This window comes from Streptomyces sp. NPDC007189, from assembly GCF_040703635.1.
Taxonomy (GTDB): domain Bacteria; phylum Actinomycetota; class Actinomycetes; order Streptomycetales; family Streptomycetaceae; genus Streptomyces.
Genome location: NZ_JBEYEY010000001.1, coordinates 19,413 through 41,168 on the forward strand (window position 1 = coordinate 19,413; position 21,756 = coordinate 41,168).

15 protein-coding genes are annotated in these 21,756 nt (G+C 72.2%); 7 read left to right on the plus strand and 8 right to left on the minus strand.

Annotation, left to right across the window (positions count from 1 at the left end):
* Positions 1-23 precede the first annotated feature (23 nt).
* The 4 genes from AB0950_RS00095 to AB0950_RS00110 are packed head-to-tail and all read right to left on the minus strand — an operon-like array spanning position 24 to position 5,299.
* Entirely contained in the window at positions 24-683 is a 660-nt protein-coding gene (locus AB0950_RS00095; protein ID WP_360154917.1) for an ATP/GTP-binding protein, read from the minus strand.
* On the minus strand, positions 664-1,074 hold the full coding sequence (locus AB0950_RS00100; RefSeq protein WP_360154914.1) for a DUF742 domain-containing protein: 411 nt from the start codon (positions 1,072-1,074) through the stop codon (positions 664-666). The genes AB0950_RS00095 and AB0950_RS00100 overlap by 20 nt, the downstream gene beginning before the upstream one ends.
* Complete coding sequence (locus AB0950_RS00105) at positions 1,074-1,568, minus strand: roadblock/LC7 domain-containing protein (protein ID WP_360154911.1); 495 nt, start codon at positions 1,566-1,568, stop codon at positions 1,074-1,076. Before AB0950_RS00105 ends, AB0950_RS00100 begins: the two co-directional genes overlap by 1 nt.
* Entirely contained in the window at positions 1,565-5,299 is a 3,735-nt protein-coding gene (locus AB0950_RS00110) for a nitrate- and nitrite sensing domain-containing protein (protein WP_366777457.1), read from the minus strand. The genes AB0950_RS00105 and AB0950_RS00110 overlap by 4 nt, the downstream gene beginning before the upstream one ends.
* A gap of 482 nt (positions 5,300-5,781) precedes the next feature.
* On the opposite strand from AB0950_RS00110, the gene AB0950_RS00115 reads away from it, so the two are divergent.
* Positions 5,782-6,570 carry a protein phosphatase 2C domain-containing protein gene (locus tag AB0950_RS00115; RefSeq protein ID WP_360154905.1) on the plus strand — a complete coding sequence of 263 codons (789 nt, stop codon included), beginning with the start codon at positions 5,782-5,784 and terminating at the stop codon, positions 6,568-6,570.
* A 39-nt stretch (positions 6,571-6,609) separates the two neighbouring features.
* On the opposite strand, the gene AB0950_RS00120 is transcribed toward AB0950_RS00115, so the two are convergent.
* Positions 6,610-7,056, minus strand: coding sequence for a MarR family transcriptional regulator (locus tag AB0950_RS00120; protein WP_330342807.1), 447 nt, complete (start codon positions 7,054-7,056; stop codon positions 6,610-6,612).
* Between the two features lie 282 nt (positions 7,057-7,338).
* Here AB0950_RS00120 and AB0950_RS00125 point away from each other — a divergent pair, with 282 nt between their 5' ends.
* Together AB0950_RS00125 and AB0950_RS00130 are read left to right on the plus strand one after the other, a co-directional pair.
* On the plus strand, positions 7,339-8,163 hold the full coding sequence (locus AB0950_RS00125; RefSeq protein ID WP_360154902.1) for a lysozyme: 825 nt from the start codon (positions 7,339-7,341) through the stop codon (positions 8,161-8,163).
* 213 nt (positions 8,164-8,376) lie between these two features.
* Positions 8,377-10,743 carry a SpoIIE family protein phosphatase gene (locus AB0950_RS00130; RefSeq protein ID WP_366777458.1) on the plus strand — a complete coding sequence of 789 codons (2,367 nt, stop codon included), beginning with the start codon at positions 8,377-8,379 and terminating at the stop codon, positions 10,741-10,743.
* 208 nt (positions 10,744-10,951) lie between these two features.
* Here the strand turns inward: AB0950_RS00130 and lon are convergent, their stop codons facing one another.
* Together lon and AB0950_RS00140 are read right to left on the minus strand one after the other, a co-directional pair.
* A complete protein-coding gene (lon, locus tag AB0950_RS00135; RefSeq protein ID WP_360154896.1) occupies positions 10,952-13,372 on the minus strand; it encodes an endopeptidase La in 2,421 nt (806 codons plus the stop codon).
* 173 nt (positions 13,373-13,545) lie between these two features.
* Positions 13,546-14,340, minus strand: coding sequence for a rhomboid-like protein (locus tag AB0950_RS00140; RefSeq protein ID WP_360154893.1), 795 nt, complete (start codon positions 14,338-14,340; stop codon positions 13,546-13,548).
* A gap of 197 nt (positions 14,341-14,537) precedes the next feature.
* Here AB0950_RS00140 and AB0950_RS00145 point away from each other — a divergent pair, with 197 nt between their 5' ends.
* The 4 genes from AB0950_RS00145 to AB0950_RS00160 all read left to right on the plus strand — a co-directional run bounded on the left by AB0950_RS00145 (position 14,538) and on the right by AB0950_RS00160 (position 21,311).
* Positions 14,538-15,215 (plus strand): spermidine synthase, encoded by a 678-nt coding sequence (locus AB0950_RS00145; protein WP_360154890.1) that lies wholly within the window; start codon positions 14,538-14,540, stop codon positions 15,213-15,215.
* Positions 15,216-15,328: 113 nt separating this feature from the next.
* A complete protein-coding gene (locus AB0950_RS00150; protein ID WP_031163266.1) occupies positions 15,329-16,069 on the plus strand; it encodes a response regulator transcription factor in 741 nt (246 codons plus the stop codon).
* Positions 16,066-17,193, plus strand: coding sequence for a HAMP domain-containing sensor histidine kinase (locus AB0950_RS00155; protein ID WP_360154887.1), 1,128 nt, complete (start codon positions 16,066-16,068; stop codon positions 17,191-17,193). The genes AB0950_RS00150 and AB0950_RS00155 overlap by 4 nt, the downstream gene beginning before the upstream one ends.
* 314 nt (positions 17,194-17,507) lie before the next feature.
* The gene (locus AB0950_RS00160; RefSeq protein WP_366777459.1) at positions 17,508-21,311 is read left to right on the plus strand and encodes a multifunctional oxoglutarate decarboxylase/oxoglutarate dehydrogenase thiamine pyrophosphate-binding subunit/dihydrolipoyllysine-residue succinyltransferase subunit; all 3,804 of its coding nucleotides are present in this window, start codon (positions 17,508-17,510) and stop codon (positions 21,309-21,311) included.
* 118 nt (positions 21,312-21,429) lie between these two features.
* Here AB0950_RS00160 and AB0950_RS00165 read toward each other — a convergent pair whose 3' ends face one another.
* Complete coding sequence (locus tag AB0950_RS00165) at positions 21,430-21,609, minus strand: DUF6104 family protein (RefSeq protein WP_018544467.1); 180 nt, start codon at positions 21,607-21,609, stop codon at positions 21,430-21,432.
* Between the last annotated feature and the right edge of the window lie 147 nt (positions 21,610-21,756).

Consider the following 21,756-nt stretch of genomic DNA (forward strand, 5'->3'; position numbering starts at 1 on the left):
CGCGCGGCGGCCGCCGGGCCGGACTACTCGGGGGTTTCGTCCAGCGCGTGGCCGACCAGGGCCAGCAGTGTCTCGATGACCGAGATCCTGCGCCGCGCGTCCATGATCATGACAGGGACGTGCACGGGTATCGTCAGCGCCTCCCGTACGTCCTCCGGCTCGAAGAGCTCGCTGCCGTCGAAGTGGTTGACCGCGACGACGTACGGCAGGCCGCAGCTCTCGAAGTAGTCCAGTGCCGGGAAGCAGTCCTTCAGCCGGCGGGTGTCGGCCATGACCACCGCGCCGATCGCGCCGCGCACCAGGTCGTCCCACATGAACCAGAACCGCTGCTGGCCCGGCGTGCCGAACAGGTAGAGCACCAGGTCGTCGTCGAGCGTGATGCGGCCGAAGTCCATGGCCACGGTGGTGGTGAGCTTGCCCGGCGTGGCGGTGAGGTCGTCGGTCTCCTCGCTCGCCTCGGTCATCAGCGCCTCGGTCTGCAGCGGCGTGATCTCCGAGACGGAGGTGACCAGCGTGGTCTTGCCGACGCCGAAGCCCCCCGCCACCACGATCTTCGTGGCGATGGGGGCCCGGGTACGGTCCGTCTGCCAGGACTTCAGGTCCTCGTCGGGCTCGGTGAATCCGGCGACGAGGGGGGCGCCTCCGACGGCGGAGGCGGCGGCGTCAGAGACGACGGAGTCCATGCAGCACCCTTTCCAGCAGAGCGCGGTCCGGGCGGCCGGTGCCGTGACCGGTTCCGGTGCCGTACACACGGATCTTTCCCTGGTCCGCGAGGTCGCTCAGGAGGACGCGGACCACGCCGAGCGGCATCTTCAGCAGCGCGGCGATCTCGGCCACCGTGCGCATACGGCGGCACAGTTCGACGATGGCCCGCATCTCCGGCATGACACCGGTGGCGAGGGAGCCGTTCGTCAGTTCCTTGCGCTCCTCCGGGGCCTCCAGCGCGGCGACGAAGGTCTCCACGAGGAGGACGTGGCCGAAGCGGGTACGGCCGCCGGTGAGCGAGTAGGGGCGGACGCGGGCGGGTTTGCGCTCGCCGCCGCGCACGGGGAGATTCTTCGATGTGCCGCTCATCAGGCGCTCCCCGCCGAATCGGCCTCCATGGACTTCCGCAGCTCGCTGCGGAGTTCCGGGGTGAGGACGTGTCCGGCGCGGCCGACGAACAGCGCCATGTGGTACGCCACCACGCTCATGTCGCACTCGGCGCTGCCGTGCACGCCGAGCAGCGAGCCGTCGCTGATCGACATCACGAACAGGCTGCCCTCCTCCATCGCGATCATCGTGTGCTTGACGCCGCCGAAGTCCATCAGCTTCGCGGCGCCGACGGTGAGGCTGCCGATGCCGGAGACGATGGTGGCCAGATCGGCGGCGGAGCCGCGGGGGCCTTTCGCGGGGCGGTTCTGACGGGACTGCTCGGTGTGGGACGGGTCGGACGACAGCAGCAGCAGTCCGTCCGAGGAGACCACGGCGACGGACTGGATGCCGGGGACTTCCTCGACCAGGTTGGTCAGCAGCCAGTGCAGGTTGCGGGCTTCGCTGCTCAGTCCGTAAGTACTCGGCGCGGTCAACTGCTTGCCTCCTCGGCTGTGCCCCCCGTGACGTTTTCGGTACGTTCCGCGATCTCTGCCTCTACGTCGCGGTAGCCGGCCTGGGCGCCCTGGCGGAAGCCGCCGAGCCTGCGGCGAAGGGCTTCGGCGTCCACAGAGCGGGACCGCTGGCGCGGGGCCTGGTTCGGTACGGTGATCTTGGGTGTGCGCTTGGGGAGACCCTTGGCGGTGACCCGCTCCTGCTCCTCGGCCTCCGCCTCGGCTTCACCTTCGGCGCGGGCGTGGCTCCCGCTGTCGTCGTCGACCGCGGGCGCCCCCTGCGGGGCACCTCCGCCCCCGTCACCCTGCGGGTCGGTCGGCTCCCGCGTCAGATCCGGGAGCAGCAGCTCCATCGTCGACTCGGCGAAGGTCTCCACCGGCGCCTTCGGCCGCGTCTCCGCATCCCGGCCCCCCACCCCGGCCTGCTCATGAACCGCACGCTCAGCGGCGTCACCCGCCGACCCACCGAAGACGTCCCGCACCGCGTCACCGGCCGACCCGCGCAGACCGACACCGGCACCCCGACCCGCCGGGCTACCGGAACCGTCCCAAGCCGCTTGCTCGTCCGCCGGCCCGCCAAAGGCCTCCCGCACCGCGTCGCTGGCCGGCCCGCGGAAGGCGCCACCGGCGCCCTGGTCCGCCGAAGTCCCGGAACCGTCCCGAGCCGCCCACTCGTCCGCCGGGCCGCCGAGGGCCCCCTCGGACTCGCTGCTCGCCCGGCCGGAACCGGTCTCGCCCGACAGACCACGGGAGCCGCCCGCAGGCCCGCCGGCCGCATCGCCGGAGGCGGTCGCGGACTCACCGGCCGGCTCCCCGAAGGTGCCGGCCGGCCGCTCGGCCGCCGGGTTGCCGAAGGCCTCCCGCACCGCGTCCTCGGCCGGCTCGCGGACCGCAGCACCGTGCCCCTCGGCACCCGACCGGCCGAAGGCTTCCTCGCCCTCGGCGACGGTAGGGTCGAAGGCCCTCCCGGACTCGTCGCTCGCCCGGCCGGAACCGGTCTCGCCCGACAGACCACGGGAGCCGCCCGCAGGCCCGCCGGCCGCATCGCCGGAGGCGGTCGCGGACTCACCGGCCGGCTCCCCGAAGGTGCCGGCCGGCCGCTCGGCCTGGTTGCCGGAGGCGGTCGTACCGCCGGCCCGATCGCCGAAGGCCGCCGCAGAGCCCTCGGCGGCATCCCCGAAGGCACCGCCGGGCCGCCCGCTCACATCGCCGGAGGCAGTCGTGTCGCCCCCTGCCCGGTCGTCGAAGGCCATCTCAGGCCCGGCCGCCGCATCGCCGAAGGCGGTCGTATCGCCCCCTGTCCGATCGCCGAAGGCCGCCGCAGACCGCTCGGCGGCATCGCCGAAGACACCGCCGGGCCGCCCGCTCACATCGCCGGAGGCAGTCGTGTCGCCCCCTGTCCGATCGTCGGAGGCCATCGCAGGCCCGGCCGTCGCCTCGCCGAAGGCACTCGCAGGTCCCTCCGCCGAGTCACCGGAGATCGTCGTCGGCTCTTCCGCTCGGTACGGCGAGTTGGTAGTCGCCTGGCGGACTGCCTCTTCCGCCAGGGTGACCAGGAGGTCCTGGTGCTTGGGGCGGGCGTGCAGGACGTTGGAGTTGACCTCGGCGTCGGCGCCCGGCAGGGAGAAGGTGCCGGTGGCGCCGGGGGACGCGGCGTGCGGGGGCAGCGCGGTGGACGGCGGGTCGGTGACGAGGGCGGCCGGGAGGACCACCACCGCCGCGACACCGCCCTGCTTCTGCTCGCGCAGCTGCACCCGCACCCCGTGCCGGTGCGCGAGGCGGGCGACGACGTACAGGCCGAGCCCGAGGCCGTCGTCGCTGTCGTCGTCGTAGCCGGACTCGGGGTCGAAGTCGGCCAGCCGGGCGTTGAGCCGGTCCAGGCGGTCGGCCGCCATGCCGATGCCCTCGTCCTGCACAGAGAGCATCACCTCGCCGGACTCCAGGAGCCAGCCTGAGATCTCCACCGGCAGGTCCGGCGGGGAGAACGAGGTGGCGTTCTCCATGAGTTCGGCCAGGAGGTGGGAGAGGTCGTCCGCCGCGAAGCCCGCCACATGCGCGTGCGGGGGCAGCGCCGCGATACGGACCCGTTCGTAGCGCTCGATCTCGCTGACGCCCGCCCGCACCACGTCGACCAGCGGCACCGGCGCGTGATGCTGCTGCACATGCTCGGCACCGGCCAGGACCAGCAGGTTCTCGCTGTGCCGGCGCATGACCGTGGCGAAGTGGTCCAGCTTGAAGAGCGTGGCGAGGCGGTCGGGGTCCTGCTCGCGCTCCTCCAGGCCCTCGATGACCCCCAGCTGGCGTTCGACCAGCCCGAGGGTGCGCAGGGCCAGGTTGACGAACGTGCCGCCGATGCTGGTGCGCATCCGCTCCAGCCGGGCGGCGGACTCGGCGAGTTCGGCGCGCAGTCCCTCGCGGGCGTCGGCCATCTGCTGGCGCTGGCCGACCAGGTGCTTGCGGTCGGTCTCCAGGGTCGCCACGCGCTCCTGCAGGGCCGCCGCCCGCTCGCGCAGCGCCACCGCGTGCCCGTGCAGGGCGTTGACCGAGCGCACGACCTGGGCGAACTCGTCGTTGCGGCCGGTGAAGGCGATGGGTTCCTGGGCCGTCGGGTCCTCGGACTCGGCGAGCCGGGCCGTGCCGCGACGCAGCACCGACAGCGGGCGGGTCAGGGTGCGGGCCATGGCGGTGGCGAGACCCACGGCGACCAGCATCAGCGCGCCGAGGACGGCGATGCGGATCTCCAGGGCCGTGACATCGTCGTCGCGGAGTTTCGCCAGCTCCTTGGTGCGGTGGTCGTAGAGGGCCGATTCCGCGCCGCGCATCAGGTCGACGCGGGCGGACAGGGCCGCGTCCAGCTTCTTGGTGCTGGTGGTCAGCTCGCTGTCGGCCAGCGTGGGCTGGTCGGTGAGCGTGGCGAGGTACTTTTCGGCCGAGTTGACCTCGGGTCCGGTGACCGTGGAGTCGTACGACTCGACGGCCGACCTGGGCGCGTCGGCGCGGAAGTCGGCGAGGGCCGCGTCCGCGCGCAGCCGGGCCTGCTGGGCGGCGGCGGCCAGCTGGTCGCGCTGCTTGCGGTCGGCCGCGGAGCTGCTGGAGGTCGTGGTGGGCAGGCCGGTGACGGGGTTGATCACCGTCCGGGTGGTGGACGGCACGTTCAGCGCGGCGAGCAGCAGGCCGCGGGCGGCGGCGGACTGCTGGACGGCGGTGTCCAGTTCGGCGAGCGCGTGGGCGCCGGAGCCGGCCCGCGGGGGCGTTTGGTCGGCGAGCTGCTCGGCGAGCCGGTGCAGTTCGGCGATCGTGTCCGAGTAGGCCTGCTGGGTCTGCAGGGCCGTGGTCTTGCCGGTGAGCGCGGCCCGGCGGACGGCGGCGATGCCGTCGAGGTCGCCGCGCAGGCTCGCCGGGGTGTCGTCCTCGGCGCGCAGGTCCTCGACCTGCCGGTCGACGCGGGCGCTGCGGTCCTCGTCGGGCGCCTTGGACTTGTCACGCCCGGACGCGATGTAGGAGGTCACCTCGTCGCGCTCGTCGGCGAGGGAGTTCGCGAGGGCGAGGGCGTCCTGCGTGCGGGAGGCCAGCGTCACCAGGTCCTGGGAGTCGCCGACGTCCTGGGAGGCGGTGAGCAGGGAGGGCGCGCCGGCTCCCGCGACGGCGGCGGCCACCACGGCGACCGCGACGATGAGCCGGGTGCGCACATGCGTGGGGCGGCCGGTGCCCACGGGGGTCTGCGGGGCGGTCCCCGTGGGGGCCGTCTGCCTGCCTGTGCGCCGAGGCCGCTTCATCTGCACCGGTGCTCGCAATCCTGAACTCGTCTACCCATGGGCCCGGGTGGCGTCCTGTCATGTCCGGTGCCCCGGCAGGGCCCGGCCATATCGGTTGCCAAGTGGTGCCTACACCCGGTTCGTACGGTTCCCGACCCTCCCAGCGCCGGTGGGCAGTGGCCGCGCATCACCTGACCCGCCACCCGAAGGAGTGAACATCGGAGGGGAGTTGGCGGGCAAGTTCCTCCGGCGTGTGCGAGGCGGTTCGGCGGCACGCCGGTTGGACGCACGCGGCTGGCTTTGGCAGTATTCGCCACCACGCCTTCCCGGAGTACACCATTCCACCCCAAACCAGACGGCTGACCTGCATGGACGCGTCAATTCGGCGGCGGTTGCCAGCCTTTGGGGCATCCTGTGAAGACCTCGTGCAGACTGGCTGAATGCGAACCGATCTCGTTTCGGAACCCGGCGACGCCGACCGCCCCAACGAGGACTTCGCCGGTGTCGGACTACCCGCCTGCGGACAGGGAGGTTGCGTGGTCGTCCTGGACGGAGTGACTCCCCCGCGGGGCGAGACGGGGTGTCTGCATTCCGTCCCCTGGTTCACCGCGCGACTGGGCGGCGCGCTGACCGAACTGACCGTTTCGGCCACAGATCTGACGCTCCCGGAGATTCTGGCGCGGGCGATCGCCCGGACCGCCGAGGCGCACGCGGAAACCTGTGAGCTTTCTCACCCGCGAACCCCCCAGGCAACCGTGGCCGTGGCCCGCTGGTCCGCCGAGACCGTCGAGTACCTGGTGCTGTCCGACTCCGCGCTGCTGCTGCAGGATCCGGACGGCACGGTCACGGCGGTCCTGGACGACCGGCTGGCCCGGCTCCCGCGCTCCGCGCTCGCCTCCGACGCCCTGGTGGACGCCACCCTGCGCAACCGGGAGGGCGGCTTCTTCACGGCCGCCGCCGATCCCTCGGTGGCGGCCCGCGCGGTCGCCGGCACGCTGCCGCGCCGGGAGGTGAGGGCGCTGGCCGCGCTGACGGACGGCGCGGCCCGCTGGACGGACGTGTTCCGCGAGGGCGACTGGCAGGCCCTGTTCGAGCTGGTCGCCAAGGAGGGCGCCCGGTCGCTGGTGGAGCGGGTGCGGGAGCTGGAGGCGGCGGACCGGCAGGAGCGGGCGTTCCTGCGGCGCGGCAAGACGCACGACGACGCGACGGTGGTCTACGCGGAGCTGTGAGCGCCCGCCGGCCCGCTTCCGTGCGGCCCTGAGGCGGGCCTACTTCTCCATGACGCCGTTCAACTGGTGCAGCAGCCGGGCCAGTTCCGCGACCTCCCGGCGATCCCAGTGGGCGAGCTGGCGGACGTAACGGGCGCGGCGCGCCTCGCGGACCTTGCCGACCCGGCGGCGCCCCTCGTCGGTGAGGGTGACGAGCCAGGCGCGCCCGTCGGCCGGGTCGGGTTCGCGGGCGATCAGGCCCAGCTCCTCCAGGGCGCGCAGCTGGCGGGACATGGTGGCCTTGCCGACGCCGATGTAGGCGGCGAGTTCGGTGGCGCGCCGGCCGCCGCACTCGTCCAGGCGGATGAGCAGGCCGTACGCGGAGGACTCCAGGTCGGGATGGACCTCGCGGGCCATCTCCCCCTGGTTGGCCCTGGCCCGCCTCAGCAGCACGGTCAACTCCCGTTCCAGCGCCAGGAATTCCCGGTCCGCACCACTGGGTGTCATCTGATCGGCGCCGCGCTGTGCGTCGCCGTTTCCGTCCTCGTGCACGTCAGCACCCCTGCTCGGTTTCGCGTCCTGAAAGTTTCTGCCAAAAGTCGTCATTGCCGCAGCTCCGTCAGTATTTCGCAGGGCTAGACCAACGGCGGTGTCCGGACCCTCTTCCCACGCCGTTGTCTACGTGCGTAGCTTCTTCAGCAGGCAAGGAAATGGCATGCCCACGCCAGTGCGGCATCCGGTACACGGTCACGGTCACGTTCTCCCCACCCCACTCCCCGGAGGCACGTCATGCCCGTGCACAGACCCGGCTCCATCCGTCCGCGTCCCCTCGCCGTCCTGGTCACGGCCCTGCTCGCGGCGCTGTCCCTCACCCTGCCCCTGACCTCCGCGCACGCCGCGACGACGCCCACCCGCGGCTCCGCCTACATGGGCATGGGCGTCCTCGCGCACGACGGCAAGGCCGGCACCCCCACATCCGGTGACGCCACCCAGACCGAGGGCGTGGACGTCTCCGGCTACCAGGGCAACGTCGCCTGGTCCACCCTGTGGAACAGCGGTGTGCGCTGGGCGTACACGAAGGCGACGGAAGGCACGTACTACACGAACCCGTACTTCGCCCAGCAGTACAACGGCTCGTACAACGTGGGCATGATCCGCGGCGCCTACCACTTCGCGACCCCGGACACCACCAGCGGCGCCACCCAGGCGAGCTACTTCGTCAGCCACGGCGGCGGCTGGTCCAGGGACGGCAAGACGCTGCCCGGCGCGCTCGACATCGAGTGGAACCCGTACGGCGCCGAGTGCTACGGCAAGTCGGCGAGCGCGATGGTCAGCTGGATCGCCGACTTCCTGAACACCTACAAGTCCCTGACCGGCCGGGACGCGGTGATCTACACGGCGACCAGCTGGTGGAGCGACTGCACCGGCAACTACGGCGGCTTCGCCGCGAACAACCCGCTGTGGATCGCCCGCTACGCGTCGGACCCGGGCACCCTGCCGGCCGGCTGGTCGTACTACACGATGTGGCAGTACACCTCCTCCGGCCCGACGGTCGGCGACCACGACAAGTTCAACGGAGCGCTCGACCGGGTCCAGGCCCTGGCCAACGGCTAACGCCACGCCCTCCCGGCCGGGGGCCCGGGGGTCGCCCCCGGACAAGCACAGCAACGCAGCGCTCGACCGGGTCCAGGCCCTGGCCAACGGCTGACGCTCCCGTGGTGGCCCCTGCCCGGTGCGGGCAGGGGCCGCCGCGTTGCGTTGGTGCTCCGCGCCGCCCGGGATCATGCTGGTCAGGAGAGCCTGCCGAGCGAGGGCGGATGAGCGGCGATGGAGCGACAGGAGCGGCAGTCGACGTACACGGCCACGGCCACCATCGATGAGCGAGGCGTCCTCACCGGCTGGAGCGACGGCGCCGAGCAGCTGCTCGGCTACGACGCACCGGCCGTCCTCGGCCGCCCCGCGACCGCGCTCCTCGCCACCGACGGGACGGCGGCCCGCCGGATCCTCGCCGGCCGGGACCGCTGGAACGGCACCGTGCCGCTCAGGCACCGCGACGGCCGGCTGGTGGAGCTGGGCGTGCTCGCCCACCGCAGGACCTCCGGCACCGGCGCCCCCGAGTGGCTCGTGGTGAGCGCGGTGACCGCCCGCACGCAGCCGCCCCGGGGCGAGCCGCTGGAGGAGTGGACCTTCCTGCAGTCCCCCTTCCCGCTGGCCATCTTCGACGCCGACCTGCGGCTCGTGCGCGCCAACCGCCGGATGGAGCACGCCCTCGCCCTGCCCGAGGCCGCGATGCGCGGGCTGCGGCTGCCGCACATCGTGCCCGGCACGGCGAGCGAGGAGGCCGCCCGGTCGATGCGGGTCGCGCTGGAGACCGGCCGCCCGCAGGAGGCCCGGCTCGGCGCGGAACTCGGCTCCGGCGCCGTGCTCACCCCGCTGAAGGACGCCGGCGGCCAGGTGCGCGCCGTCTGCCTGTCCACGCAGGCGCCCGCCCAGGACTCCGGCGCCGGGCAGCGCCCGCCGGCCGAGCAGGGCACGCCGGTCGGCCCGGCCGCCGACCAGGCGCGCGCCGCGCAGGAACTCGGCGAGGTCACCGTCCCCCGGCTCGCCGACGTGATGGCGGTCGACCTGCTCGACTCCCCGCGCGAGGCCGGCGCGGAACCCCTCCCGCCCCCCGGTCCCCTCGTGCTGCGCCGCGCCGCCCTGCGCGCCGTGCCGGACAGCGTCCCGCCCGGCCACGGCTCCGGCGTCGGCGAGGCGGTCGTCTGCCCGGCGGACTCGCCGCCGGCCCAGTGCCTGGCGACGGGCCGGCCGCTGCTGTACGACACGGCGGACCCGCGCGTCGCCGAGTGGGCGGCGACGGACCCGGGCGCGGCCTGGCTGCGCGCGTCCGGGGCGCGTTCGCTGCTGGTGATGCCGCTGGTCGCCCAGGACAGCACGCTCGGGGTCGCGCTGTTCGGCCGGTGCCCGGGCCGTGAGTGGTTCGGCGCGGAGGATCTGCGGCTGGCCGACGAGTTCACGGGGAAGGCGGCCGCCGGCATCCGGCAGACCCGCGCCGGCGCGCGCGACCGCACCACGACGATGACGCTGCAGCAGAGCCTGCTCCCGCACACGCTGCCCGAGCAGGCGGCCCTGGAGATCGCCACCCGCTATCTGCCCGCCGCGACCCGGGCCGGGGTGGGCGGCGACTGGTTCGACGTGATCCCGCTGTCCGGGGCGCGGGTGGCGCTCGTGGTGGGCGACGTGGTGGGCCACGGCATCCGCGCCTCGGCCACCATGGGCCGGCTGCGCACCGCCGTACGCACCCTGGCCGACGTCGACCTTCCGGCCGACGAGCTGCTCACCCACCTCGACGACCTGGTGCTGCGGCTCGCCGCCGACGAGGGCAGCACGGACCCGGCCGCGGAGACCGCCGGCGGCATCGGCACCACCTGCCTGTACGCGGTCTACGACCCCGTCTCGCGCCGGTGCACGGCGGCCCGGGCCGGCCATCCGCCGCCCGCCGTGGTCATGCCGGACGGCGCCGTGCGCTTCCTGGACGTGCCGGCGGGGCCGCCGCTCGGGCTCGGCGGGCTGCCGTTCGAGGCCGTCGAGACCGAGCTGCCCGAGGGCAGCCTGCTCGCCCTCTACACCGACGGGCTGTTCGAGGCCCGCGATCACGACATCGACGAGGCGCTGGACAAGCTGTTCGCCGCGCTGGTCCGCCCCGCGGGGTCGCTGGACGCCGTCTGCGACCACGTGCTCACCGAGCTGCTGACCCATCGCCCGGACGACGACATCGCCCTGCTCGTCGCCCGCACCCGGGGGCTGCACGAGGACCGGGTCGCCGCCTGGGAGCTGGCGGACGACCCCGAGGACGTCTCCCGCGCCCGCCACCTCGCCTGCGGCCAGCTGTCCGCGTGGGGCCTGGGCGAGGCCGCCTTCCCCACCGAGCTGATGGTCAGCGAGCTGGTCACCAACGCCATCCGGTACGGCCGCCCGCCCATCCGGCTCCGGCTGATCCACCAGGACTCGACGCTGATCAGCGAGGTGTACGACGCCAGCGGCACCACTCCGCACATGCGCCGCGCCCGGATCTTCGACGAGGGCGGCCGGGGCCTGCTGCTGGTCGCCCAGCTGGCCGACCGCTGGGGCACCCGGCACGACCGGGTCGGCAAGACGGTCTGGGCGGAGCAGTCGCTGTCCGCGGCCGGGTGAGTCAGCCGCCCGTGGGCCCCCGTCGGGGCTCACCGCCGAGGAACGGCCGGGCCCGGGCAGGCGGCTGCGGGGGCCGTGCGCGGTCCACCACGGTCGGCGTGCGGACGGGCGGGGCGGTGCGGTGATCCCCTCATGGGCATGCGGCGGGCATGGCGGAGGCCCGGGTCTCCCTCACGGAACCCGGGCCCCGCCCCTCCCGCGGCGTCCGTCACGCCGCCACGGGAACCTCCGGCGCCGCACCGCTCGTCGCGGGCGCGAGCGCCAGCTCCAGGACCTGGCGGACGTCGGTCACGGTGTGGACGTCGAGCTTGTCCAGCACCTCCGCCGGGACGTCGTCCAGGTCGGGCTCGTTGCGCTTGGGGATGATCACGGTGGTCACCCCGGCGCGGTGGGCGGCGAGCAGCTTCTGCTTCACGCCGCCGATGGGCAGCACCCGGCCGGTCAGCGAGACCTCGCCGGTCATCGCCACGTCCGTGCGGACCAGCCGGCCGGACAGGAGCGAGGCGAGGGCCGTCGTCATCGTGATGCCCGCGCTCGGGCCGTCCTTGGGCACCGCGCCCGCCGGGAAGTGGATGTGCACGCCCCGGTCCTTCAAGTCGCCGACCGGCAGCTCCAGTTCGGCGCCGTGGCTGCGCAGGAAGCTCAGCGCGATCTGCGCCGACTCCTTCATCACGTCGCCGAGCTGACCGGTCAGGGTCAGGCCCGCCGCGCCCGTCTCCGGGTCGGCAAGGGACGCCTCGACGAAGAGCACGTCGCCGCCCGCGCCGGTGACCGCGAGGCCGGTCGCCACGCCGGGGACGGCCGTACGGCGCTCGGCCGGGTCCTGGGCGGACTCGGGCACGTGGTGCGGGCGCCCGATCAGGCCGCGCAGCTCGTCCTGCGTCACCGTGAACGGCAGCTCCCGCTCGCCGAGTTCGTGCTGGGCGGCGATCTTGCGCAGCAGGCGGGCGATGGAGCGCTCCAGGGTGCGCACGCCCGCCTCGCGGGTGTACTCGCCCGCCAGCTTCCGCAGCGCGCCCTCGTCGATGGTGACCTCGTCCTTGCTCAGGCCGGCCCGCTCCAGCTGGCGCGGGAGCAGGTGGTCACGGGCGATGACGATCTTCTCGTCCTCGGTGTAGCCGTCCAGGCGGACGATCTCCATCCGGTCGGCCAGCGCCTCGGGAATGGCCTCCAGGACGTTGGCGGTGGCGAGGAAGACCACGTCGGACAGGTCGAGTTCGACTTCCAGGTAGTGGTCCCGGAAGGTGTGGTTCTGCGCCGGGTCCAGGACCTCGAGCAGGGCCGCGGCCGGGTCGCCGCGGAAGTCGGAGCCCACCTTGTCGATCTCGTCGAGCAGCACCACCGGGTTCATCGACCCGGCCTCCTTGATCGCCCGCACGATCCGGCCGGGCAGCGCGCCGACGTACGTACGGCGGTGACCGCGGATCTCGGCCTCGTCGCGGACGCCGCCGAGGGCGACGCGGACGAACTTGCGGCCCATGGCGTGGGCGACGGACTCGCCGAGCGAGGTCTTGCCGACGCCGGGCGGGCCGACGAGGGCCAGGACGGCGCCGCCGCGCCGGCCGCCGATGACGCCCAGGCCGCGTTCGCCGCGCCGCTTGCGGACGGCCAGGTACTCGGTGATGCGCGCCTTCACGTCGTCCAGGCCGGCGTGCTCGGCGTCCAGGATCTCCTTGGCGCCCTGGATGTCGTACGCGTCCTCGGTCCGTTCGTTCCAGGGCATCTCCAGGACGGTGTCCAGCCAGGTGCGGATCCAGGAGCCCTCCGGGGACTGGTCGCTGGCCCGCTCCAGCTTGTCGACCTCCTTGAGGGCGGCCTCGCGGACCTTCTCCGGCAGGTCGGCGGACTCGACGCGGGCGCGGTAGTCGTCGGACTCCTCGCCGTCCTTCTCGCCGTTCAGCTCGCGCAGTTCCTTGCGGACGGCCTCCAGCTGGCGGCGGAGCAGGAACTCGCGCTGCTGCTTGTCCACGCCCTCCTGGACGTCCTTGGCGATGGTCTCGGCCACCTCCTGCTCGGCGAGGTGGTCGCGGAGCGCCTGCGTGGCGAGCTTCAGCCGGGCCACCGGGTCGGCGGTCTCCAGCAGTTCGACCTTCTGGTCGGTGGTCAGGAACGGCGAGTAGCCGGAGTTGTCGGCGAGCGCGGAGACGTCGTCGATGGCCTGGACACGGTCCACGACCTGCCAGGCGCCGCGCTTCTTCAGCCACTCGGTGGCGAGCGCCTTGTACTCCTTGACGAGTTCGGTGACCTGTCCGGGCAGCGGATCCGGCACGGTCTCCTCGATGCGCGCGCCCTCCACCCACAGGGCCGCGCCGGGACCGGTGGTGCCGGCGCCGATCCGCACCCGGCTCCGGCCGCGGATCAGAGCCCCCGGGTCGCCGTCGGCCAGCCGGCCGACCTGCTCGACCGTGCCCAGCACACCCGTCTTCGCGTACGTGCCGTCGATCCGGGGCACCAGCAGCACCTTGGGCTTGCCCGGTTCCGACCGGGCGGCGGCCTGCGCGGCCTCCACCGCGGCCCGCACCTCGGCGTCGCTCAGGTCCAGCGGAACCACCATGCCGGGCAGCACGACCTCGTCGTCCAAGGGCAGCACGGGCAGGACGAGCGTGAACTCCGGTGACTCAGCAGCCATGATCTCCCCTTCGGCAGTCAAGTTGAGCTGTACCGACTCAACCGTTGGGGGGCGCGCTGGTGTTCCCCGCCTTTGTTCGCTGTGAGCGATCAGATGCGCCCAAGGGGGGTGCCGTGGAAGGCGCGTTCCCGGGTGCGGGTGCGGTGGAGTTGTTCGCACTGTTCCCCGCGCCCCTATCGGGACGCCTGCGCCCACCGGCGTACGAGAGGCCGGCTCGCCACTCCTATCGTGAGCGCGATCAGGTGGCCCCAGTTCGTCATCGGGTCCTCGAAGGCGACCAGGTCGCTCACCAGCTCGGCGGCCGTCAGGGCGAGCAGGGGCAGGCCGAGCCAGGGGCGCAGGAGGCCGGACACGGCACCGATGCAGGCGGCGACGCCGAAACTGATGCCGTAGTCGAGGCGGTGCAGCGAGGTGGCCGGCAGATGGCCGGCCAGGACGGCCAGACCCACGGGGACCTCGGTGGCGAGCGTGGCCAGGACGTGCCCGGCGAGGAAGACGCAGGCGGCTCTCGCACCGCCTATCCGCCGCTCCAGCGCCGTGAGGACCAGCACGAACGCGAGCGCGAACGGCGACAGCACGCCGCCGGCGATCCACAGCGCGCTCGCCAGCAGCACCACGGCCGGCGAGCGCACCAGGTGGGCCACGTCCGTGCTGGAGGCCTGGTAGAGGGCCTGCACCACGGTGGGGTCGGCGACGGCGGCGACGACGGAGGTGAGGGCCAGCAGGGCCGCGTAGGCGAAGGTGAACGGGGTGCCGACGGGGGTGGGCAGCAGGCGCCACAGCCGGGGGAACGGGAACCGGAGCGGTACGGCGGGGGCCGGGGCGGTGGGGCGGGGAGCGGGAGCCGGGGCGTCCCGCTGGCGCGGCATGCCGTCCAGGAGGTCCGCGATCACGGGGACCGAGGCGGCCGAGCCGTCCTGGAGGGGCGGGGACGCGGCCGTCGCGGGGCCCGTCGCGGTCCGTTCCACGTTCGCGGCACTCCTTCCGTCCGGGTCAACCCTCGGCGCCCTCAAGGCCGCTGTCTATGACCGACGCCACGCGAGAGCCGATTCACAGCAACCTCCTACGTCCCGGCCGCGTCCGCGCTCCCACTCCCCTGCGGGCACATCAGTGCGCCCCCGTAATTCCCGTGCCGGCCAAGGCGCGTTCGAGCAGGATGGGGGTCATGACTGCCGTGTACGACTCCCCCGTGGTCCTCGACCGGCGCGACGGCCCCTACGGCGAGGTGGTGCTGCGCCGGCACGGAGGGCTGCTGCAGATCATCGCCAACGGCTGCTTCCTCATGGACACCTCCGACGGGCGCTCGGAGCGGCTGCTGGTCGACGCCGCGTACGAGGCGCTGGACGGCCGCCCGGAACCGAGCGTGCTGATCGGAGGGCTGGGCGTGGGGTTCTCGCTCGCCCATGCCGCGGCGGACCCGCGGTGGGGCCGGATCACCGTCGTCGAGCGGGAGCCCGCCGTCGTCGACTGGCACCGCGACGGGCCGCTGGCCGAGGTGTCCGCCGACGCGCTCCGCGATCCGCGCGCCGAGATCGTGCAGGACGATCTCGTGGCGTTCGTCAATGAGACATCCGACACGTTCGACGCGCTCTGCCTGGACATCGACAACGGCCCCGGCTGGACTGTCACCGACGACAACCACACGCTCTATTCACCGGCCGGACTCGCCTCCTGCACAAGGGTGTTGAACCCCGGCGGAGTGCTGGCCGTATGGGCCGCCGAACCCTCTCCGGAATTTGAAGGAACCTTGCGGAATGCCGGGTTCCGTCAGGTGCGTACCGAAGAGGTGCCCGTTGCCCGGGGCGTTCCGGACGCCGTGCACATCGCCGTCCGACCTGGATAGCGACAGCGCGGTGGATCCCCGTAATGTGCTGCCCTGACGCGGATCATTCAAGCGTCAATCGCAGACATGGGATCACCCCACGGGTTCCGGAAAGCAACAAGCAGGGGCGGGCGATGGAGCAGACACACACCTCCCAGAGCGGCGCGGCGACGACCACCCCGGGCGCACAGCGCCGGGTGCTGGTCGTCGAGGACGACCCCACGATCGTCGACGCCATCGCGGCCCGGCTGCGCGCCGAGGGATTTCTCGTGCAGACGGCGTCCGACGGCCCCGCCGCGGTCGACACGGCCGAGGCCTGGCAGCCCGATCTGCTGATCCTCGACATCATGCTGCCGGGCTTCGACGGCCTCGAGGTCTGCCGGCGGGTGCAGGCGCAGCGCCCGGTTCCGGTGCTGATGCTGACCGCGCGGGACGACGAGACGGACATGCTGGTCGGTCTCGGGGTCGGCGCCGACGACTACATGACCAAGCCGTTCTCGATGCGGGAGCTGGCGGCACGCGTGCACGTGCTGCTGCGCCGCGTGGAGCGGGCGGCCCTCGCCGCCGCCACCCCGCGTTCCGGCATCCTCAGGCTCGGCGAGCTGGAGATCGACCACGCCCAGCGCAGGGTGCGGGTGAAGTCGGAGGACGTCCATCTGACGCCCACCGAGTTCGACCTGCTCGTGTGCCTGGCGAACACCCCGCGCGCGGTGCTCTCCCGGGAGCAGCTGCTGGCCGAGGTGTGGGACTGGGCGGACGCCTCCGGCACCCGCACGGTCGACAGCCACATCAAGGCGCTGCGCCGGAAGATCGGCGCGGAGCGGATCCGCACGGTGCACGGCGTCGGGTACGCCCTGGAGACGCCCACCCCATGAGCGGTGACGGGCGCCAGGCCGCACGGAGGAGCCCCGGGAGCCTCACCGAGGACAACCCCTGGGGCGGCGTACGCCCGTTCTCGATCAAGACCAAGCTGGGCGCGCTGGTCGTCATCGCGGTGCTGATCACCACCGGTCTCTCGGTGATCGCGGTGCACACCAAGACGGAGCTGCGCTTCATCACGGTCTTCTCGATGATCGCCACGCTGCTGATCACGCAGTTCGTGGCGCATTCGCTGACCATGCCGCTGGACGAGATGAACACGGTGGCGCGGTCGATCTCGGAGGGCGACTACACCCGCCGGGTGAGCGAGGGCCGCCGGGACGAGCTGGGCGACCTGGCCCGCACGATCAACGTCATGGCGGACGAGCTGGAGGCCCAGGACCGCCAGCGCAAGGAACTTGTGGCAAATGTCTCCCATGAGCTGCGCACCCCCATCGCCGGGCTGCGCGCGGTGCTGGAGAACATCGTCGACGGGGTCACCGAGGCCGACCCGGAGACCATGCGGACGGCCCTGAAGCAGACCGAGCGGCTCGGCCGGCTGGTGGAGACCCTGCTGGACCTGTCCCGGCTGGACAACGGCGTCGTCCCGCTGAAGATGCGCCGCTTCGAGGTGTGGCCGTACCTCTCGGGCGTGCTGAAGGAGGCCAACATGGTGGCCTCGGCGCGCGCGGGCATCGCCTCCGGCTCCGGCAGCCACACCCGTACCGACGTGCATCTGCACCTCGACGTCTCGCCGCCGGAGCTGACCGCGCACGCGGACCCCGAGCGCATCCACCAGGTCGTGGCCAACCTGATCGACAACGCGGTCAAGCACAGCCCGCCGCACGGCCGGGTCACCGTGCGGGCGCGGCGTGGGCCGCGGCCGGAGTCGCTGGAGCTGGAGGTCCTGGACGAGGGCCCCGGCATCCCCCGGTCGGAGTGGCACCGGGTGTTCGAGCGGTTCAACCGGGGCGCCGTGACCCGGCCGCACGGGCCGGGCAGCGACGGCGGCACGGGGCTCGGGCTGGCGATCGCCCGCTGGGCGGTGGATCTCCACGGCGGCCGGATCGGTGTGGCCGAATCCGAGCGCGGCTGCCGGATCATCGTCACCCTTCCGGGACTTCCCTCCGCTTCAAGTTGACGTAAAGTTCGAACCGGAAGCACAAGATCAACGAACGTCCGCGCCGACGTCGCGCAGCTGGACACGTGTGATCAGGGGCAGGCCCGCGCGATCGGTCGAACGCACAAGCGCCGGGTTCGGGCCGGTGCACCCTCTGCGCACCCTCTCATCTGCGGAACCACGCTTGTTTCCCGCCATATCAAGCCCTGAAACAAGATTTCTGGTGTGACTTACGCGACGATGACCTTGCCCGACCTGACCTTCACCGCCGGGGAGGCGTAGCCTTTATTCCCGCTGTCCATCACCTTGTGAAGCGGAAGAGGGCGGTTGCCGCCGTGTCGCCACAGTCCCCCAGTAACCCGAGTGTCTCCACCGACGACCAAGCCGGGAAGAACCCCGCAGCCGCGTTCGGTCCGAACGAGTGGCTCGTCGACGAGATCTATCAGCAGTACCTCCAGGACCCGAATTCGGTAGACCGCGCCTGGTGGGACTTCTTCGCCGATTACAAGCCGGGTGCTCCTGCCACCCCGGCTCCGGCGGGTGCTGCGGCCACGGGGGCCGCAGAGACCCCCACCTCGGCCCCGCAGCCCCAGCAGGCCGCCCCCGCACCGGCTGCCCCGAAGCCCGCCGCAGCCCCTGCACCGGCCCCCGCCCCCGCGGCGAAGGCCGCGGCCCCCGCCCCGGCCAAGCCGGCGACGCCCGCACAGGCGCCGGCCCAGCCGAAGCCGAAGGCCGCCGCTCCCGCCGCGAAGGCCCCCGAGGCCCCCGAGGGCCCGGAGCTGATCACGCTGCGCGGCCCGGCCGCCGCCGTCGCCAAGAACATGAACGCCTCCCTGGAGCTGCCGACCGCCACGTCGGTCCGCGCGGTCCCGGTGAAGCTGCTGTTCGACAACCGGATCGTCATCAACAACCACCTCAAGCGCGCCCGGGGCGGGAAGATCTCCTTCACCCACCTCATCGGGTACGCGATGGTGCAGGCCATCAAGGCCATGCCGTCGATGAACTGGTCGTTCGGCGAGAAGGACGGCAAGCCGACCCTCGTCAAGCCGCCGCACGTCAACCTCGGCCTGGCCATCGACCTGGTGAAGCCCAACGGCGACCGCCAGCTCGTCGTGGCCGCCATCAAGAAGGCCGAGACGCTGAACTTCTTCGAGTTCTGGCAGGCCTACGAGGACATCGTCCGCCGCGCCCGCGACGGCAAGCTGACGATGGACGACTTCACCGGCGTCACGGTCTCCCTGACCAACCCCGGCGGCCTCGGCACCGTCCACTCCGTGCCGCGTCTGATGCCCGGCCAGTCCGTGATCATGGGCGTCGGCTCCATGGACTACCCGGCGGAGTTCCAGGGCACCAGCCAGGACACCCTGAACAAGCTCGGCATCTCGAAGGTCATGACGCTCACGTCGACCTACGACCACCGGGTGATCCAGGGCGCCGCCTCCGGCGAGTTCCTGCGCCAGGTCGCCAACCTGCTGCTGGGCGAGAACGGCTTCTACGACGACATCTTCGAGGCCCTGCGCATCCCGTACGAGCCGGTCCGCTGGCTCCGCGACATCGACGCCAGCCACGACGACGACGTCACCAAGGCCGCCCGCGTCTTCGAGCTGATCCACTCCTACCGGGTCCGCGGTCACGTCATGGCCGACACCGACCCGCTGGAGTACAAGCAGCGCAAGCACCCCGACCTGGACATCGTCGAGCACGGCCTCACCCTGTGGGACCTGGAGCGCGAGTTCGCCGTCGGCGGCTTCGCCGGCAAGTCGATGATGAAGCTGCGCGACATCCTCGGCGTGCTGCGCGACTCGTACTGCCGCACCACCGGCATCGAGTTCATGCACATCCAGGACCCCAAGCAGCGCAAGTGGATCCAGGACCGCGTGGAGCGCCCGCACTCCAAGATGGAGCGCGAGGAGCAGCTGCGGATCCTGCGCCGGCTGAACGCGGCGGAGGCCTTCGAGACCTTCCTGCAGACCAAGTACGTCGGCCAGAAGCGCTTCTCCCTGGAGGGCGGCGAGTCCGTCATCCCGCTGCTCGACGCGGTCATCGACTCCGCCGCCGAGTCGCGCCTGGACGAGGTCGTCATCGGCATGGCCCACCGTGGCCGCCTGAACGTGCTGGCCAACATCGTCGGCAAGTCGTACGCGCAGATCTTCCGCGAGTTCGAGGGCAACCTCGACCCGAAGTCGATGCACGGCTCCGGCGACGTGAAGTACCACCTGGGCGCCGAGGGCACCTTCACCGGCCTGGACGGCGAGCAGATCAAGGTCTCCCTGGTCGCGAACCCCTCCCACCTGGAGGCGGTCGACCCCGTCCTCGAGGGCGTGTCGCGCGCCAAGCAGGACATCATCAACAAGGGCGGCACGGACTTCACGGTCCTGCCGGTGGCGATCCACGGCGACGCGGCCTTCGCGGGCCAGGGCGTGGTGGCCGAGACCCTGAACATGTCCCAGCTGCGCGGCTACCGCACCGGCGGCACGGTCCACATCGTCATCAACAACCAGGTCGGCTTCACGGCCGCTCCCGAGTCCTCGCGTTCCTCCATGTACGCGACGGACGTGGCGAGGATGATCGAGGCCCCGATCTTCCACGTGAACGGCGACGACCCGGAGGCCGTGGTCCGCGTGGCCCGTCTGGCCTTCGAGTTCCGCCAGGCGTTCAACAAGGACGTGGTGATCGACCTCATCTGCTACCGCCGCCGCGGTCACAACGAGTCGGACAACCCGGCCTTCACCCAGCCGCTGATGTACGACCTGATCGACAAGAAGCGCTCGGTGCGCAAGCTCTACACCGAGTCCCTGATCGGTCGCGGCGACATCACCCTGGAAGAGGCCGAGCAGGCGCTGCAGGACTACCAGGGCCAGCTGGAGAAGGTCTTCACCGAGGTCCGCGAGGCCACCTCGCAGCCGCCCTCCGTGGACGCCCAGGCGCCGCAGGACGGCTTCCCGGTCGCGGTCCCGACCGCGGTCTCCGCCGAGGTCGTCAAGCGGATCGCCGAGTCCCAGGTCAACATCCCCGACGGCATCAGCGTCCACCCGCGTCTGCAGCCTCAGCTGCAGCGCCGTGCGGCGATGGTCGAGGACGGCACCATCGACTGGGGCATGGGCGAGACCCTGGCCATCGGCTCCCTGCTGCTGGAGGGCACCCCGGTCCGGCTCGCCGGCCAGGACTCCCAGCGCGGCACCTTCGGCCAGCGCCACGCGGTGCTGATCGACCGGGAGACCGGCGAGGAGTACACCCCGCTGCAGTACCTCTCCGACGACCAGGCCCGCCTGAACGTCTACAACTCCCTGCTCTCCGAGTACGCGGCCATGGGCTTCGAGTACGGCTACTCGCTGGCCCGCCCGGACGCGCTCGTGATGTGGGAGGCGCAGTTCGGTGACTTCACCAACGGCGCGCAGACGGTCGTCGACGAGTTCATCTCCTCGGCCGAGCAGAAGTGGGGCCAGACCAGCGGTGTGGTCCTGCTCCTCCCGCACGGCTACGAGGGCCAGGGCCCGGACCACTCCTCGGCCCGCCCGGAGCGGTTCCTCCAGCTCTGCGCCCAGAACAACATGACGGTCGCGATGCCGACGCTGCCGTCGAACTACTTCCACCTCCTGCGGTGGCAGGTGCACAACCCGCACCACAAGCCGCTGATCGTCTTCACCCCGAAGTCGATGCTGCGTCTGAAGGCCGCGGCCTCGAAGGCGGAGGAGTTCACCAGCGGCGAGTTCCGCCCGGTCATCGGCGACGCGTCGATCACCGACCCGGCCGCCGTCCGCAAGGTCGTCTTCTGCGCCGGCAAGGTCTACTACGACCTTGAGGCCGAGCGCCAGAAGCGCGGCGCGACGGACACCGCGATCATCCGCATCGAGCGGCTGTACCCGCTGCCGGGTGCCGAGCTCCAGGCGGAGATCAAGAAGTACCCGAACGCCGAGAAGTACCTGTGGGCGCAGGAGGAGCCGGCGAACCAGGGTGCCTGGCCGTTCATCGCGCTCAACCTGATCGACCACCTGGACCTGGCGGTCGGCGCGGACGTCCCGCACGGCGAGCGGCTGCGGCGCATCTCGCGCCCGCACTCCTCGTCGCCGGCGGTCGGCTCCGCGAAGCGCCACCAGGCCGAGCAGGAGCAGCTCGTGCGCGAGGTCTTCGAGGCGTAGGCCCCGACAGACCGCCAGAGGCAGCCAAGGGCCCGGTACCGAGTTCTCGCTCGGTACCGGGCCCTTGGGCTTGTTCTGGGCGCGGTTGGGGGCGTTTGGGGGGCGGGCGCGGGTAGGGCTACTCGTCGTCCTCGTCGTCGAGCCGGGCGAGCCAGGTGGCCAGCCGCTCTACGGGCACCTCGAAGTCGGGGTTCAGATCGACGAACGTGCGCAGCTGCTCGGCCAGCCACTCAAAGCTGACCTCTTCCTCGCCGCGCCGCTTCTCCAACTCCTCGATACCGCGGTCGGTGAAGTACATGGGGTGCGTCTCCTGCGTGAACATGCCGGTGGTGGCTATAGGGACAGCGTATGCAACGGTCGGGGGTGGACCGGTGGGGGTCTGAGCGGGGGGCCGGGGGCTGGTGGCCTGTTGCCGAGTGCGGGGGCGCTGTGGCTGGTCGCGCAG

Bases quoted from the DNA above. Each gene is read 5' to 3' on its own strand.
- AB0950_RS00095 (WP_360154917.1), bottom strand. From the start codon at position 683: ATGGACTCCGTCGTCTCTGACGCCGCCGCCTCCGCCGTCGGAGGCGCC.
- AB0950_RS00100 (WP_360154914.1), bottom strand. From the start codon at position 1,074: ATGAGCGGCACATCGAAGAATCTCCCCGTGCGCGGCGGCGAGCGCAAA.
- AB0950_RS00115 (WP_360154905.1), top strand. From the start codon at position 5,782: ATGCGAACCGATCTCGTTTCGGAACCCGGCGACGCCGACCGCCCCAAC.
- AB0950_RS00120 (WP_330342807.1), bottom strand. From the start codon at position 7,056: ATGACACCCAGTGGTGCGGACCGGGAATTCCTGGCGCTGGAACGGGAG.
- AB0950_RS00125 (WP_360154902.1), top strand. From the start codon at position 7,339: ATGCCCGTGCACAGACCCGGCTCCATCCGTCCGCGTCCCCTCGCCGTC.
- AB0950_RS00130 (WP_366777458.1), top strand. From the start codon at position 8,377: ATGGAGCGACAGGAGCGGCAGTCGACGTACACGGCCACGGCCACCATC.
- lon (WP_360154896.1), bottom strand. From the start codon at position 13,372: ATGGCTGCTGAGTCACCGGAGTTCACGCTCGTCCTGCCCGTGCTGCCC.
- AB0950_RS00145 (WP_360154890.1), top strand. From the start codon at position 14,538: ATGACTGCCGTGTACGACTCCCCCGTGGTCCTCGACCGGCGCGACGGC.
- AB0950_RS00150 (WP_031163266.1), top strand. From the start codon at position 15,329: ATGGAGCAGACACACACCTCCCAGAGCGGCGCGGCGACGACCACCCCG.
- AB0950_RS00155 (WP_360154887.1), top strand. From the start codon at position 16,066: ATGAGCGGTGACGGGCGCCAGGCCGCACGGAGGAGCCCCGGGAGCCTC.
- AB0950_RS00165 (WP_018544467.1), bottom strand. From the start codon at position 21,609: ATGTACTTCACCGACCGCGGTATCGAGGAGTTGGAGAAGCGGCGCGGC.